General features: G+C 60.3%; 14 protein-coding genes. 9 read left to right on the top strand and 5 right to left on the bottom strand.

Annotated features, from left to right (window positions below; translation table 11 throughout):
- Positions 1-43: 43 nt before the first annotated feature.
- Complete coding sequence (ptsP, locus tag F550_RS0109380; protein ID WP_018148292.1) at positions 44-2,323, bottom strand: phosphoenolpyruvate--protein phosphotransferase; 2,280 nt, start codon at positions 2,321-2,323, stop codon at positions 44-46.
- Positions 2,324-2,349: 26 nt separating this feature from the next.
- Positions 2,350-3,597: an aspartate kinase gene (locus tag F550_RS0109385; RefSeq protein ID WP_026180684.1), complete on the bottom strand. Its 1,248-nt coding sequence runs from the start codon at positions 3,595-3,597 to the stop codon at positions 2,350-2,352.
- 130 nt (positions 3,598-3,727) lie between these two features.
- Between F550_RS0109385 and ubiG the strand changes: the two genes are divergently transcribed.
- The 6 genes from ubiG (at position 3,728) to F550_RS0109415 (ending at position 9,033) form a co-directional block, all read left to right on the top strand.
- Positions 3,728-4,516 carry a bifunctional 2-polyprenyl-6-hydroxyphenol methylase/3-demethylubiquinol 3-O-methyltransferase UbiG gene (gene ubiG, locus F550_RS0109390; protein WP_018148294.1) on the top strand — a complete coding sequence of 263 codons (789 nt, stop codon included), beginning with the start codon at positions 3,728-3,730 and terminating at the stop codon, positions 4,514-4,516.
- Positions 4,516-5,118 (top strand): DUF924 family protein, encoded by a 603-nt coding sequence (locus tag F550_RS0109395; RefSeq protein ID WP_018148295.1) that lies wholly within the window; start codon positions 4,516-4,518, stop codon positions 5,116-5,118. The genes ubiG and F550_RS0109395 overlap by 1 nt, the downstream gene beginning before the upstream one ends.
- Positions 5,119-5,236: 118 nt before the next feature.
- A complete protein-coding gene (locus F550_RS0109400; RefSeq protein WP_018148296.1) occupies positions 5,237-6,499 on the top strand; it encodes a multidrug effflux MFS transporter in 1,263 nt (420 codons plus the stop codon).
- Positions 6,500-6,647: 148 nt separating this feature from the next.
- The gene (gene mltF, locus F550_RS0109405; protein ID WP_018148297.1) at positions 6,648-8,030 is read left to right on the top strand and encodes a membrane-bound lytic murein transglycosylase MltF; all 1,383 of its coding nucleotides are present in this window, start codon (positions 6,648-6,650) and stop codon (positions 8,028-8,030) included.
- A gap of 234 nt (positions 8,031-8,264) precedes the next feature.
- Positions 8,265-8,708, top strand: coding sequence for an SRPBCC family protein (locus F550_RS0109410; protein WP_018148298.1), 444 nt, complete (start codon positions 8,265-8,267; stop codon positions 8,706-8,708).
- A gap of 1 nt (position 8,709) precedes the next feature.
- Entirely contained in the window at positions 8,710-9,033 is a 324-nt protein-coding gene (locus F550_RS0109415; protein ID WP_156807892.1) for an ArsR/SmtB family transcription factor, read from the top strand.
- Positions 9,034-9,065: 32 nt separating this feature from the next.
- On the opposite strand, the gene F550_RS0109420 is transcribed toward F550_RS0109415, so the two are convergent.
- A complete protein-coding gene (locus tag F550_RS0109420; protein WP_018148300.1) occupies positions 9,066-10,139 on the bottom strand; it encodes a hemolysin family protein in 1,074 nt (357 codons plus the stop codon).
- Positions 10,140-10,237: 98 nt separating this feature from the next.
- Positions 10,238-12,226, bottom strand: a complete 1,989-nt coding sequence (locus tag F550_RS0109425) for a protein meaA (protein ID WP_018148301.1) — start codon at positions 12,224-12,226, stop codon at positions 10,238-10,240.
- Between the two features lie 182 nt (positions 12,227-12,408).
- On the opposite strand from F550_RS0109425, the gene F550_RS0109430 reads away from it, so the two are divergent.
- Both F550_RS0109430 and F550_RS17430 read left to right on the top strand, forming a co-directional pair.
- The gene (locus F550_RS0109430; RefSeq protein ID WP_018148302.1) at positions 12,409-12,936 is read left to right on the top strand and encodes a hypothetical protein; all 528 of its coding nucleotides are present in this window, start codon (positions 12,409-12,411) and stop codon (positions 12,934-12,936) included.
- A 64-nt stretch (positions 12,937-13,000) separates the two neighbouring features.
- A complete protein-coding gene (locus F550_RS17430; RefSeq protein WP_018148303.1) occupies positions 13,001-13,282 on the top strand; it encodes a SemiSWEET transporter in 282 nt (93 codons plus the stop codon).
- On the opposite strand, the gene F550_RS0109440 is transcribed toward F550_RS17430, so the two are convergent.
- Entirely contained in the window at positions 13,269-14,156 is an 888-nt protein-coding gene (locus F550_RS0109440; RefSeq protein ID WP_018148304.1) for an aminotransferase class IV, read from the bottom strand. The genes F550_RS17430 and F550_RS0109440 overlap by 14 nt on opposite strands.
- Before the next feature lie 157 nt (positions 14,157-14,313).
- Here F550_RS0109440 and ccrA point away from each other — a divergent pair, with 157 nt between their 5' ends.
- On the top strand, positions 14,314-15,585 hold the full coding sequence (ccrA, locus tag F550_RS0109445) for a crotonyl-CoA carboxylase/reductase (protein WP_018148305.1): 1,272 nt from the start codon (positions 14,314-14,316) through the stop codon (positions 15,583-15,585).
- Positions 15,586-15,619: the final 34 nt, after the last annotated feature.

The raw sequence follows: 15,619 nt of genomic DNA on the forward strand, positions 1-15,619 counted from the left end.
ACTGCATACCCCATGCCACGCAGCATATTGAGGTATACGTTGCCTATCGACTATCTTTCAAGGCAATTTTTTGTATGCCCGCAATAGATAATACTTCGTTACGCAAGTCTGCATTTGAGCTAAACAGCGCCGCACGGAATTCCGGCACGAAGGTGGAGAGGTCGAGCGACCGCAACATGCGCTTGACCGGCCCGATGCCCGCCGCCGGCATGGAAAGCGACCGATAGCCAAGCCCGAGGAGGCAGAGTGCCTCAAGCGGGTGGGAGGCGATTTCTCCGCATACGGATACTGGCAGGTCGTGCAAATCGCACTGCTCGCGGATCATATCGAGAAAACGCAGCGCCGGACGGCTGACAAAATCGTACCTTTCCGACACGGACGGAACCATCCGGTCGGCGGCGTGAAAGAACTGCATCAGGTCATTCGTGCCAACCGAGATGAAGTCGACTTCTGCTGCGATTTCCTGCAGCGCAAAGGCAAGCGCCGGGGCTTCCAGCATGGCGCCGGTGTGGAGCTCGCATGGGGCGGCAAAGCCGCGATTTACGCTCCAGTCGATCTCGTCCATCAAAAGCGCCTTGGCCTCGAAGAACTCTTCAGGCTTCGTCACCATCGGGAACATGACGCTGAGCGGGCCGCCATCTGCCGCGCGCACAAGCGCCCGCAATTGTCGCCGGAAGAGACCCGGACGGTCTAGCGCGAAGCGGATCGAGCGCCAGCCGAGGGCGGGATTTTCCTCTTCGCCCCGATTGGCGTTGGGCAGCATCTTGTCGCCGCCAAGGTCGAGCGTGCGGAAATGGACCGGGCGGTTGCCTGCGATATCCAGCACCTGGCGATAGAGGCCGATCTGGGACTCCATCTTCGGCAAGGTGTCCGAGACGAGAAACTGAAACTCTGTCCGGAAAAGACCGATACCCTCGGCGCCCGTCTTGTCCATTGTCTCAAGGTCCAGCGCGAGGCCGGCATTGAGGAGCAGTCGGATTTCGACGCCATCGCGGGTACGGGAGGGCTGATCGCGAAGAGCGGTGAAGGCCGCCTGGCGCTCCGTGCGCATGACGCGGCGCGACTCGTAGGCATTGAGAAGGTCCTGGTCGGGCCGGATGTGCAGCGTGCCTTCTTCTGCATCCACAATGACCTGATCACCGGGCGAGATGGCATCGGTAAGGCCAGACACACCGCCTAGCGTCGGAATCCCAAGGGCCCGCGCAACGATTGCGGCGTGGCTGGATGGAGCGACTTCCTCAAGGATGATCGCCGCAAGCCCGGAGCCGCGATACTCAAGGAGCTCTGCGGGCCCAAGCCGGCGTGCAATCAGGACTTCTCCGCCATTTTCCGTCCCATTGGCGCTGGCGGCGGATCCAGGGCCATCGTCACCGGCAAGGATACGCAGCAGGCGATTGTCTAGGTCTTCAAGGTCATTGAGGCGCTCGCGAAGATAAGGGTCGGGCGCGTTTTCGAGCTTGTTGCGGTGTTCGCGCCGGGAGCGGTCGACGGCCGCCTCGGCCGAGAGGCCGGAGCGGACGGCCTCTTCAAGCCTTGCCGCCCACATCGGGTCCCCAGCCAGCATCTTGAAGGCTTCCAGCACTTCGCGCGGCTCGCCGAAGATCGCGCTGACATCGCTGGTCAGCATGCGATCTATGGAGGTCTGCAGTTTGCGAAGGGCGACGCGTAGACGGACCGCTTCGGCGTCCGGGTCTTCGGTGAAATAGCGGGCGGGCGAGACGACAGGATCATGCAGCCTTGCGGTGCCAAGGCCGAGCCCCTCACCCAGAACACGTCCGCGCAGGGTGACAGAGCGGCTTTCGCGTTGATCACTGGCGCTTGGCTGGGTTTGCGCATCGGCGGCAACGACCTCGGCCAGCACCATCGCGATGGTCTGGAGGCTGTCGACCTCGTCTTCCTCATAGAGCCGTTCGGTCCGGTTCTGGACGGTCAGGACACCAATGACACGACCGCCGCGCAGGATCGGCACACCGAGAAAGGCATGATAAGGATCCTCTCCGGTTTCAGGGCGATAGGAGAAGGCCCGGTGGCGCGGGGCATCCTGTATAGATAGCGGCTCCCCCGAGAGCGCGATCTGGCCAACGAGGCCTTCGTTGAAGGCCAGACGGGTCTGGTGCACGGCGCTAACCGACAGACCTTCGGTCGCGACCAGTTCAAGTTCGTCAGAATCAGTTCGCTTGTAGATCGAACAGACGTCGGCAACCATTGTACCAGCGACAAGCGTCACGACCTTTTGCAGCCTCGTATCCGCTTCCATGTCGCCCGCCATGACATTGCGGAGGCGATTGATAAGAAGACGAGGGACCGAGAAACTCTGGGGCATGGCTGAGGCGCAATTGGCGCGCCGGGCTACGTAGCGTCAAGCCCGAATGCCGTGTGCAGGGCACGAACGGCAAGTTCGGTGTAGGCGGCATTGATCAGGACAGAGATCTTGATCTCTGACGTCGAGATGACGTCGATATTGATGCCTTTCCTGTAAAGCGCGTCAAACATGATGCCGGCAACGCCCGTATGGCTCTTCATGCCGACGCCGATGACCGACACTTTCGCCACGTCGCGGGCGACCGAAAGGCTTTCGAAGCCAATCTCGTCTTTATTGTCGAGCAGCAGCTTTTCAGCTTTCTCGCTATCCGCGCTGGTGCAGGTGAAGACCATGTTGGCACGTTCCGGTCCGCGCGCATTGGCCTGGACGATCATGTCGACATTGACGCCCGCCTCGGCCAGCATCGAGAAGAGGCGCGCCGACACACCCGGCTTGTCTTCAACGCCGTAGAGCGTGATCTTGGCTTCGTCGCGTGAATACGTCACGCCATTGACGACCTGTTTTTCCACGATTTCATCCTCACTGCAGACATAGGTGCCTGGATTGTCTTCTCCGGGTGCCGCGAAGCTTGAAAGAACGCGCACACGGACATGATGGTTCATGGCAAGCTCGACGGAACGGGTCTGAAGGACCTTGGCACCGAGCGAGGCCATTTCGAGCATTTCTTCATAGGAAATCTTGTCGAGCCGGCGGGCCTGCGGAACGATCCGCGGATCGGTCGTGTAGACCCCGTCGACATCTGTATAGATATCGCAGCAATCGGCACCGAGCGCCGCAGCGACAGCGACCGCGCTGGTGTCGGAGCCGCCGCGTCCAAGTGTCGAAACACGGCCCTCATCGGTGACGCCCTGGAAGCCAGCGATCACGGCGATTTCACCGCTATCGACCGCATCGGTGAGCCCCGAGTTCTCAAAGCCCATAATGCGGGCCTTGCCGTGGGCGGAACTGGTTTTCATGGCAAGCTGCCAGCCAAGCCAGCTGCGCGCCTTCAGACCGCGCTTGCGGAGGGCAAGGGCAAGAAGCCCGCTGGTCACCTGCTCGCCGGATGAGACGACTACATCATATTCATCGTCAAAGGAGGTGCCACTGAGACCGTCACCAGCTGCGCCGCGCGCAAAGCTGACAAGTTTGTTGGTTTCGCCGGCCATGGCCGATACAATAACGGCAAGTTTCTCGCCCTGGCTGGCCCGCCAGGATACAAGATCAGCCACGTGCGCGATCCGGTCCAGATCGCCAACCGAAGTGCCGCCAAATTTCAGAACTGTGCGCTGCATTGCCTCGCCGCCAAGCCTTACCATCTAGTGAGCAGGCTAATTAAGAGTTCGGGTCGTAAGGACATCAAGGATGCCCCGGGCGCCTCTGTAGTCGTGTCAGGGTGTAAGCGCAAACAGGATTGCTAAAGAGATGGATGAATTCGCAGAAAGCCAGACAGACCAGCCGCGCCGCCCGAGCATTGATGCAGACGAGGTCGAAAAGTTCTCTGCCATGGCCGCTGAATGGTGGGACCCGAAGGGAAAGTTCCGCCCACTGCACAAGTTCAACCCGGTCCGGCTCAGCTTTATCCGCGACACAGCCGTCAGCCATTTCGACCTGGATGACAGCGACCGAAAGCCGCTGACCGGGCTGCGCGTGCTTGATATCGGCTGCGGCGGCGGACTGGTGAGCGAACCCATGGCGAGGCTCGGCGCAAGTGTGACCGGCGTGGATGCCAGCGAAGCCAACATAAAGACCGCGCTCACACATGCGCGCGAGGGCGGGGTCGAAATCGACTTCCGCGCCGGAACAGCCGAGGGCCTGCTTGAGGCGGGCGTCGAGCCATTCGATATCGTACTGAACCTGGAAGTGGTTGAGCATGTCGCAGACCCTGCGCAGTTCATGAAGGACACCGCGGCCCTGCTGCGGCCAGGCGGGCTGATGATCGCTGCGACGCTGAACCGGACCCCGAAGGCGTTTGCGCTGGCAATCGTCGGCGCAGAATATGTGCTGCGCTGGCTGCCGCGCGGCACGCATGAGTTTGCAAAATTCCTGACGCCGGCCGAAATCGCAGCGCCGCTACAGGTGGCGGGGCTGGAGACAGAGCGGCCGCAAGGCGTCTCGTATAATCCGATCGCCGATAGCTGGCGCCTGTCTGGCGACACGCAGGTCAATTACATGCTTGTGGCGCGGCGCCCAGCGTCGCCAGGAGGTGGTTGATGGTCACACCAGAAGAGGTTCTAGATTACTGGCTGGGCGATTCGCCGACCTCTCCAGAAAGCCTGAAAGAGAAAAACAAGCTCTGGTTCACCAAGAGTTTCGACACCGATCAGGAGATCGCCGACCGGTTCCTGCCGGTGATCGGCGCCCTGGCGGCCGGGCTTGCGGCCGACTGGGCAGATCAGGGCCCGCGTGGCCGGCTGGCGGCGATCATCGTGCTGGACCAGTTCAGCCGGAACATCTTTCGCGGCCACCGCTACAGCTTCATGCATGACCCGCTCAGCCACTATCTGATGCAGAGCGGTCTTTCGCGCGGCGAAGACAAGGAATTGAGCGAACCCGAGCGGGTGTTCTTCTACCTGCCCGCCGAGCACGCAGAGACGATGGCGGATCAGGACCTGTCGTTGAAGCTTTTCAAAAACCTGGCGGCAGAGGCCCGTGAAGGCTACCGGGACTTTTGCGAGGCAACGCTGGATTATGCGCACAAGCACCGCGAGGTCATTCAGCGCTTTGGCCGGTTCCCGCATCGCAACGAGGTCCTGCAACGCACCTCGACCCCTGCCGAGGAAGAGTATCTTTCCCAGCCGGGCGCAGGCTTCTGAGCGGAGACTAAATTTCCGCCTCCCCCTCGGTCAGCGCTTGCAGCTATGCAATAGCGGTGGTTGCAATCGCAACGTAGTGCGCCAACTAGCCGTGCTGGACCATAAACGAGACCCCGTAATGCAAGCCGATACAGGCCAGACACTGAAGCCTGCGATCCGCCCTGAGCTGCCGATGCCGCTCTGGGAGTTCGTCGGCATGATCGCCGCGATGATGGCGCTGAATGCACTGGCCATCGATACGATGCTGCCAGCGCTGCACGACATTGCGCAGTCCTATACGCTTGAGGCAGCCAATGATCAGCAGCTTGTCATCTTTGCCTATGTGCTGGGGTTCGGCGCGCCGCAGCTGGTCTTCGGGCCGATTTCCGACAGTGTCGGGCGCAAGAAGATCGTGCTGGGCTGTATCGCCTTTTACACCATCACCGGCTTTGCCTGCATGGCGGCGACGAGCTTTTCGATGCTGCTCATCATCCGCTTCCTGCAGGGCATCGCCGCCTCCGGGATCCGGGTGATCGCCGTATCGGTCGTGCGCGACCTGATGGGTGGGCGCGCCATGGCCCGGCTCATGTCCCTGGTCATGACCGTTTTCATGGTGGTGCCCATTCTCGCCCCGTCGCTTGGCCAGGGCATAATGCTGTTTGCGCCATGGCAATGGACGTTCGGTGTGCTCGGCATTGCCGGCATCCTCATGATGGTGTGGATTACGCTGCGCCTGCCCGAAACGCTGCCAGCCGAAGACCGGCCACCGCTGAACCTTGGCGGATCGTTCAGGGCTTACAAGCAGGTGCTGACGACCCGCGTGACGTTCGGGTATATGTGCGCGAGCGGCGTCATCTTCGGGGCGCTCTTTTCCTATGTCGCCTCATCAGAGCAGGTGTTCCGCGATGTTTTTGACAAGGCGGACACCTTCGTCCTGTGGTTCGCGGGGATTGCAGGCGCGCTATCGGTCGCGAACTTCATGAACTCGCGGATCGTCGAGCGGATTGGCATGCGCCGGGTCAGCCACACAGTGCTGCTGGGCTTCATCGTGCTGGCCGGGGTCAATACGATCGCCATGATCCAGTTCGGCGAGCATCTCGTCATCTTCTATCCGCTCTTTGCGCTGACCTTTGCCTGTTTCGGGCTCATAGGGGCGAACTTCTCGGCCCTCGCCATGGAACCGCTGGGCAAGATCGCCGGCACGGGCAGCGCTGCCTATGGCTTCATGACGACGACTGTGGCGAGCTTCTTTGGCTGGATGGTGGCAAGCCGTTTCGACGGATCGGTCGTGCCGATCCTCGAGGGTTATGTCGGCCTTGGCCTCGGCTGTCTCGCCATCGTTCTTGTGACCGAAAAGGGGCGCCTCTTCGGCAGCCGGGACGATCCGGAGTACGAGGCCTGAATTTGGCGAGCCCTGCAGTAGCGGGACGGCATTCGGGATTCTCGTCCCGCCAGAGTCTGTGACACACGCAGAGGTTGCGGTTTGGCGACGTCATGCGGGAATTCTGAGATAAATTTGAACTCCTGCCTCAGTAGTCTATTGTTGTCGTATGCATGATAAAGTTCGCATTAGCTTCCTAGCTGGCGCGACGATCCTCGCAGGGCTGAGCACAACCAGATGCAATTCTGCGCCAGAGACGAACAACGTTGTTCAAAACGGGTCCGTCGAAACCATCCAGCAGGATGGAGATTTGATCGTTTTAACGCTTGAAGGTCCGACCACGTTCAGTGCAACGCGGGAGGGGGCCATCGGGTATGAAGCCGACCTGGTCCAGAAATTCGCAGATGACCTTGGCGTGACGCCGAGGTTTATCCAAATGGACAGTATCGATGAGATGCTGGACGCCATGGATGAAGGCCGCGCGCATCTCGCCGCCGCCAATCTGACCATGACCGAGACCAGGCAAGATGACCTTGCTTTCGGTCCCGCCTACCGGAATGTCGCCGAAAGCGTCGTCTGCCACCAGGGCGGCCCGGCCCCAAAAACGCTGGACCAGCTGACGGGTGTGAACCTCGAAGTCCTGGCAGGCTCTTCCTATGTCGAAACCCTGGAAGATGCCGCCACCAATCATCCCGAGCTGACATGGGAGACGGAGACCGCAGGGTCTGCCCTGCCGATGTTGCGCGATGTTGCCGAGCAACGGCTCGACTGTACGGTCGCCGACTCTCACCTCGCAGAATATGCGCGCCGCCTCTATCCTGACCTCATCATTCCAATGAGCCTGACAGAAACCCGTCCGATGGGCTGGGTCTATAATTCCAACATTTCCGGAATGGATCAGGCACTTGCCGGCTGGTTCATGGAAGCTCACGCAAGCGGCTACCTTGAAGAGCTGGACGAGCACTGGTTCGGCCACCTCGATGAGTTCGACTATGTCGAGGTTCTGCGCTTTGTTGAGCGGATCGAAGAACGCCTGCCGCGCTACAGGACCTATTTTGAGGCTGCGGCGGAAGAGAAGCCTTTCGACTGGATCCTGCTTGCCGCCCAAGCCTATCAGGAGTCTCACTGGGATGAGAATGCCGTCAGCCCGACTGGCGTTCGGGGACTGATGATGCTGACGCGGCCAACGGCCCGCGAGGTTGGCATTGAAGACAGGCTGGACCCGGCTCAAAGCGTTGATGGCGGTGCCCGCTATCTGCAGCGGCTTTATAACCGCCTGCCAGAGGCCATTGATGGATCTGACAGGCTCTGGTTTGCGCTTGCCGCTTACAATGTGGGTATGGGTCACGTTTACGACGCCCGAACGCTTGCCCGCAGGCAAGGCCTTGATCCCAACAACTGGGAAACGATGGAGCGTATGCTGCCACTGCTGACGCGGCCAAAATACTACGGTTCGGTGAAACACGGCTATGCACGCGGCTATGAGCCGGTCCGTTATGTCGAACGCATCCGCGACTATTACAATATGCTCCGGGCAAACGTCCCGGTCTGAATTGCCGCCCGCACCGATCTTCCGAAAGGCGGGGTATGAGGGGCCCGTCTCGCCTGTTAGGCGGGACGGGCATTTTTATGGGCCAGATCTTTTCCAGCCAGGCGCCTTCGGCGGCACCGGTGACGTCGTCCATGATTTGCGTAATCCGGACATCTTTCGTCAGGTGAAATGCGCAACTTATTGGTTGCGCTTTCTAAAGATGCGGTTACAAGATAAGCAACCAAGGAGTTGCTTATGGCCGACCGCATTGAGAAATCCGTGTCCTTGAAGTCGTCCATCGAGCAGGTCTGGGACGCGATCACCGATCATCGAAAGTTTGGGGAATGGTTCAGGGTGGACCTGCATCAGCCCTTCGTCGAAGGGCAAACATCCCACGGCCAGATGACCTATCCAGGCTATGAGCATTTCAAATGGGAAAGCCGGACGATTGCCATCGTGCCGAAATCCTATTTTTCCTTTGTCTGGTACCACGACAATCTAGAAACAGGCCCAGACACGCCGCGGCTGGAAACGCTCGTAGAGTTCAAGCTGAGGCCGGACGGAAATGGCACGCAACTGACAATCATCGAATCCGGTTTCGACGATTTCCCCCCCGAAGTCGGAAAGGTCGCGCTCGAAAGCAACACCGGGGGCTGGGAAGAGCAGATCAGCAATATCCGCAAATTTGTCGATGGGTGAAATGTCTATAGGGACCGGCCGGTCTGACGTATTCAGCGCCCTCGGCGACCCAACCCGGCTCGCTATTGTCGAAAGACTTAGTGATGGCCAAAGCCGGTCAATATCAGAGCTGGCGCTGGGTGCCGGAATGAGCCGACAAGCCGTGACCAAGCATTTGAGAGCACTGGAAACGGCTGGCCTTGTTGCCAATGACCGTATCGGACGCGAAAGCCGCTACACACTCGATCCACGCAAGCTCGACGACCTGGCGAGCTATCTTCAGTCTGTGTCACGCCACTGGGACGAGGCGATCAGTCGGCTGAAAGCATTTCTGGGCGAGGACTAGCCATTGAGGCGGCCCGAAGCCCCAGTAAAGGGCTAATTCCTGGATGTGTCGTCGAGCAGGTCAGCGTTGATACCCATGGAGCCCATGCGCTCTTTCCAGCGTTGGCGGGCAAGCTTCTGCATATCTTCAACGACATCCTGTTCATCGATGATTTCGAGACCAAGCAGGGTTTCGACGATGTCTTCAAGCGTCACGAGGCCGAGGACGGTCCCGAACTCATCCACAACCACGGCGATGTGGCTTTTGTCCTCCATCAGAAGGCTGAAGGTGGCTGACGCTGTCTTGCTGTCAGAGATGGTGAGGATATTGCGCTTGAAGGAGCCAAGCGTCGCCGCGAAATCATCGCGGGCCTGCGCCACGAGAAGGTCGTTTTTGAGAACGTAGCCTGTCATGTCGTCGCTATCGCCAGCCGATACGAGGATACGCGAGAATGGCTTCTCAGAGTGTTTCTGGAAGAACTCATCGACGGTCATCGTGGCGGGCACGGAAAAAATTACAGGGCGCGGCGTCATGATATCTTTCACCGACAGGCGGTTTAGCTTCATCACATTGTTGAGGATGCGATGCTCGCGCGCATTGATGGCGCCCTCTTCCGCGCCGATGCTGGCCATGGCCTGCAATTCGTCGCGGCTGAACGTCGGTTCTCCGTGTGCACCGGCCGACACAAGACGGGTCAGCTGTTCGAAGATGATCACGAATGGCGTGAGGATGATGGTGAGCCACCAGATGAGCGTGCCCATGAATGGTGCCAGCTTCTGCCAGTAGGCAGCGCCGATCGATTTCGGAATGATCTCTGAAAACACCAGTATGAGCAGGGTGAGCACACCGGACGTCACACCGAGATAGGCATTGCCAAACACGACAGCGGACTGTGCCCCGACGCCCGCGGCACCGACCGTATGCGCAATCGTGTTGGCGGTGAGGATGGCCGCCAGCGGCCGGTCGATCCGGTCACGCAGCTTGGCAAGCACCTTGGCTCCCGGCTTCTTCTGCTGCTCGAGCGTCGCGATGAAGGAGGGCCTGACTGAGAGGAGCACGGCCTCGGCGACAGAACAGAAAAATGAGACGCCGATCGCAATTGCGAGATAAACAAGAAGGAGGGTCATGGTGCTGTCAGGCGGTGAAAGCCCGTAAGGTCTCCTCTGGAAGACTGGGTTGCAAAATAGGTCTGCGCGTAACGCACAATGTGCCTGGGGTGTTGCACCTAAACCTTTTCAAGCCAGGCGCCTTCGACAGTGTCGACGACGTCATCCATGATTTCCGTGATCATGAAGTCTTTCGGTGTGTAGACGCGGCGAACGCCCATCTGTGTCAGCGCGCGGGCATCTTCTGGCGGGATGATACCGCCGACGACCAGCGGCACATTCTCCAGACCGGCCTTGCGCATCTCGGCGATGGTGTCGCGCACAAGATCAAGGTGGCTGCCAGAGAGAATTGAGAGGCCGACCACATGGGCGTCCGCTTCCTTGGCCTGCGCCGCGATGTCGGCAGGCGTGAAGCGAATGCCTTCATAGACGACTTCCATGCCGCAGGCGCGCGCCCGGCTGGCAATCTGTTCGGCGCCATTGGAATGACCATCGAGGCCCGGCTTGCCGAGCACATAGGTCAGTTTCCGGCCAAGCTGCTCGGAGACTTTCTCGACGCGGGCGCGGGTCTTTTCGATATCTTCATCGCCGCGCGTTTCGACGGTGAGCGCAACGCCGGTCGGACCGCGATACTCGCCGAAAACCTCACGAAGGGCGGTGCCCCATTCGCCTGTCGTGACGCCAGCTTTGGCGGCGGCGATCGACGGCTCCATGATGTTCTCACCAGAACGGGCGGCATCCTGGAGCGCGGCAAGCGCGGCCTTTGCCGCGTCTTGATCGCGAGACTTCCGCCAGTTTTGCAGCGCTTTCACCTGCCCCGCCTCAACCATCGGGTCGACCGTTTCGATCATCTTCTCGCCAGCGCTAAGCGGGCTGTCGGCGGTTTCCTGATAACGATTGACGCCGACAACTGTCTGGGCGCCGCTTTCGATGGCGAGAATGCGTTCCACATGCGCGCCGACCAGCTCGCCTTTCATATAGGCGACCGCGTCGACCGCGCCGCCCATCTCATCGAGGCGGGCAAGCTCTGCGCGCGCGCCGTCTTTCAGCTCTTCGGTCTTGGCATCGACGACATGGCTGCCATCGAACAGGTCCTCGAATTCGAGGAGGTCGGTTTCGTAGGCGAGGATCTGCTGGAGGCGGAGCGACCATTGCTGGTCCCATTCGCGCGGCAGGCCCATGGCTTCGTTCCAGGCCGGAAGCTGGAGTGCGCGGCAACGGGCGCGCTTGGAGAGCGTGACGGCCAGCGCCTCGATCAGGATACGGTAGACATTGTTCTCAGGCTGCTGCTCGGTAAGGCCAAGCGAATTGACCTGCACGCCATAGCGAAAGCGCAGCGCCTTCTCCTCGGTGACGCCATAGCGCTCGCGGCCAATTTCTTCCCAGAGGTCGGTAAATGCGCGCATCTTGCAGAGCTCTGTCACGAACCGCACGCCTGCATTCACAAAGAAGGAAATGCGGCCAAAGACCATGGAGAAATCATCCTCCGGCACCTGGCCGCCTGTCTTGACCGCATCGAGCACGGCGCAGGCGGTTGCGAGTGCGTAGGCAAGCTCCTGCTCTGGCGTCGCGCCTGCCTCCTGCAGATGGTAGGAGCAGACATTCATCGGATTCCATTTGGGCACTTCGGTATAGCACCAGGCGACCATGTCCGAGATGAGCCGCATCGATGGCTCTGGCGGGAACACATAGGTGCCGCGAGAGAGGTATTCCTTGATGATGTCGTTCTGGACAGTGCCGCGCAGTTTCGCCCGGTCGTCGCCGCGCTCGTCGGCAAGCGCCACATAGAGCGCGAGCAGCCAGGCGGCCGGCGCGTTGATCGTCATGGAGGTGTTCATTTCCTCCAGAGGCAAGCCCTCGAAAAGCGTGCGCATGTCACCGAGATGGGCGACCGGCACGCCGACCTTGCCGACCTCGCCCCGGGACAGGATATGGTCGCCATCATAGGCGGTTTGCGTGGGCAGATCGAAGGCGATCGACAGGCCCGTCTGGCCGCGCGCGAGATTGGAGCGATAGAGCGCGTTGGACTTGGCTGCGGTCGAATGACCGGCATAGGTGCGGAAAATCCACGGCCGATCGGCATCATGCTGGTAATCGCCACTGCTCATTTGTACGCTCCTCCATTATTGCGCCGCAACATGTACCGAACGTAGCGTCAGGGCAAGTTCTACCAGTTGGGGGATTGCATGCGCGCACGGGCAAAACAATCTTGCGTCAAGGTGGTGCTGCGCGAGCATGTTCTGCGCCAATCAGGATGGCGGCCAGCGGCGGCCGCGCAAGGAGTTATCGAATGACAGGCCTTATCAGACTGAGCCTGATCCTGCGGCTGGCGGCGATTTTCGCCCTGCCGCTCGCCATTCTGACAGCCGTGATTCTGGAGCGCAGTCCGACCATGGTCATCCTGATCGCGGCGGCGATGACGGCTGTGCGCCCAGTGGTGCTGCGCGCCGTGAAATCCAAGCCGCCAGCCTGGCCGAGTTTCCAGAAGCTGTCGGTCAAGTTTCTGGGGTTCACCATGCTTGGCGGTGTTCTCTTCGTCGCGTTTGCCGGGATTGGCGCCCTCTTTACCGAGATCGACCTAGAGAGCCGGCTCGGCTCGACTGACGCGGCCATCATCGGGTTCTGGGCCGCGTTCGCGGCGATCTGCCTTGCGATACCGGTAAAGCTGCTCGACGGGGTGATCGATACATCGAGCCATTCCATGCGGCTTGGCCCCTTCGGGATTACGCCTGACGGGTCTGACCCTGCAGATGGCGGCGGCGAGATCATCGAGGGCGAAGTGATCTACAAGGACAAGCCGGGCGACACGCGCAGATAATCTCGCAGACACGTAGGTGCGGCCATGGTAAAGCGGCCGCCATTCGGGGCAGCCGGGGGCGAGCATGGCGGAACTTCTGGGACTTGTTGCAGCGTTCCTGACGACTGCATCCTTTGTGCCGCAGGCGATCCTGGTCCTGCGCACGCGCAATACCGATGGCCTGTCGCTCTATATGTATATCCTGTTTACCACGGGCGTCAGCTTCTGGCTGGTCTACGGCGTCCTGATCGGAAGCTTGCCCATCATCATTGCGAACATCATCACCGTGGTGCTCGCCTCGATGATCCTGACCGTGAAGCTGATGAACACCCTGTCGGCACGGCGCGCCGCGATCAGGTCCCGGTGAGCCAGGGCGCGCGCGCCGCGATATCTGCGCCGATGCCGCGATAGTAGACTTCCTGGACGCGGCGGGTAACGGGGCCGGGCTTGCCGGACCCGACAGGCTTATGATCCAGCTCCACGACAGGCAGGACGAGGCCGGTAGCCGACGTGGTGAAGATCTCATTGGCAGCGCCGAGCTCGTCAATCGTGATGGCCCGTTCCTCGACCTGCATACCTTCGCGCTTAAGGTGGGCGAGGACAGACTGGCGGGTGATACCGGGCAGGATCTCGCGGCCGAGATTACGGGTGACCAGCCGACCTTTATCCAGGACCACCCATAAATTGGCTGAGGCAGCTTCGGTGACAAAGCCGTCCTCCTGCATGATCGCGCCGAAGGCCCCTGCCCGTTCAGCCTCGCGATAGGCGAGGGCCTGCGAGAGAAGCTGGGTGGTCTTGTAGTCGCGCCGCTTCCAGCGCTGGTCTTCGATAGTGATGGACGCAACGCCGTCGCGGGCGCGCTCCCCGATGAGATTGCGCGCCTCGCAGAACATGAAGAGGCCCGGGAGGAGAGTTTCAGGCCCGGCAAAGTCGCGCTTGCCATAGGCGCCGCCTGTGATCTGCAGATAGACGAAGCCCTCACTGACCTGATTGCGGGCAAGAAGATCAAGATGCAGGTCATGGAGGCTTTTGCAGACCTCCGCTGACGGTATCTCGATGCCATCGAGCGTCCTGACGAGGCGGGCGAGATGGGCCTTAAAATCGATCAGCTCGCCGCCGAAGACGGCCGTCACCTCATAGGCAGCCTGCGCAAAAAGAAAGCCGCGATCGAAGGGCGACAGACACGCCTCACCCTTTTTGACGAAGTCTCCGTTCAGATAGACGATTTCGGCTGGCTGCATGAACTTCCGTGCCCTGTTCCTGATTGTATGATGTTGCGCTGCAGCAAAATTTTCCTTGCCTTGGCGTCAATGATTTGGTCAGTGTCCCGCCATCGAGGACGTTTGTGAAGCAAGACAAAAAAATTGCTCGCATGAGGAAAATCGGAGGATTTGTAGAATGAGTGTTGCGACAATCGCGCGTGAGAAGAAAGATATTTACGAACTTGGCGAGATTCCGCCGGAGTTCCATGTACCGAAACTCATGCATGCCTGGGCCATTCGCCGTGAGCGCCACGGGCGCCCGGCAACCGCCATGCAGCTGGAGCAGGTGCCCGTCCCGGAGATTGATTCGGACGAAGTGCTCGTGCTCGTCATGGCCGCAGGGGTCAATTATAACGGTATCTGGGCCGGTCTCGGCGAGCCCGTCTCGCCTTTCGATATTCACAAGGCTGATTTCCACATTGCAGGCTCTGACGCTGCGGGCGTCGTCTGGGCGGTTGGCCGCAAAGTGACCCGCGTGAAGCCGGGCGACGAAGTGGTCATTCACTGCAATCAGGATGATGGCGACGACGAAGAATGCAATGGCGGCGACCCGATGAACTCGCCAAGCCAGCGTATCTGGGGCTATGAGACGCCAGACGGCTCATTCGCGCAGTTCTGCCGCGTGCAGGCCCGCCAGTGCATGCCGCGTCCGAAGCACCTCACCTGGGAAGAAAGCGCCTGCTATACGCTGACGCTCGCAACCGCTTACCGGATGCTGTTCGGCCACCGTCCACATATCGTCAAGCCGGGCAATAATGTGCTCGTCTGGGGCGCTTCCGGCGGACTTGGCTCGTTCGGGGTGCAGCTTTGCGCTGTGACTGGCGCGCACGCCATTGGCGTCGTGTCCGATCCCGACAAGTTCGACTTTGTCTATTCGATGGGCGCCAAGGGTGTCCTGAACCGCAAGGACTTCAATTGCTGGGGCCAGTTGCCCACCGTGAACGGGCCTGATTTCTCTGACTATATGCGTGAGAGCCGCAAGTTCGGGAAAGCCATCTGGGAAGTCACCGGCAAGAAAGATGTCGATATCGTCTTCGAACACCCTGGCGAAAGCACCTTCCCGGTCTCGGTTTTCGTTGTGAAGCGCGGCGGCATGGTCGTTATCTGTGCTGGCACGACAGGCTTTAACCTGACCATGGATGCGCGCTTCCTCTGGATGCGCCAGAAGCGGGTGCAGGGGTCGCACTTTGCCAACCTCGCGCAGGCCTCGGCGGCCAACCAGCTGGTCATCGACCGGCGCATCGACCCCTGCATGTCGGAGGTTTTCCCATGGGCAGACATACCGGCGGCACATGAGAAGATGCTCGATAACAAGCACCTGCCAGGCAACATGGCGGTGCTGGTCACCTCACCAAAGCCGGGCCTTCGCACGGTTGAAGACGTGCTGGCGGTCAGCGGGCAGAGCTAAGCAGGCCACCCCCTCACATCTGAAGTTCCACCCC

This window comes from Henriciella marina DSM 19595 (assembly GCF_000376805.1).
GTDB classification, from domain to species: Bacteria; Pseudomonadota; Alphaproteobacteria; order Caulobacterales; family Hyphomonadaceae; genus Henriciella; species Henriciella marina.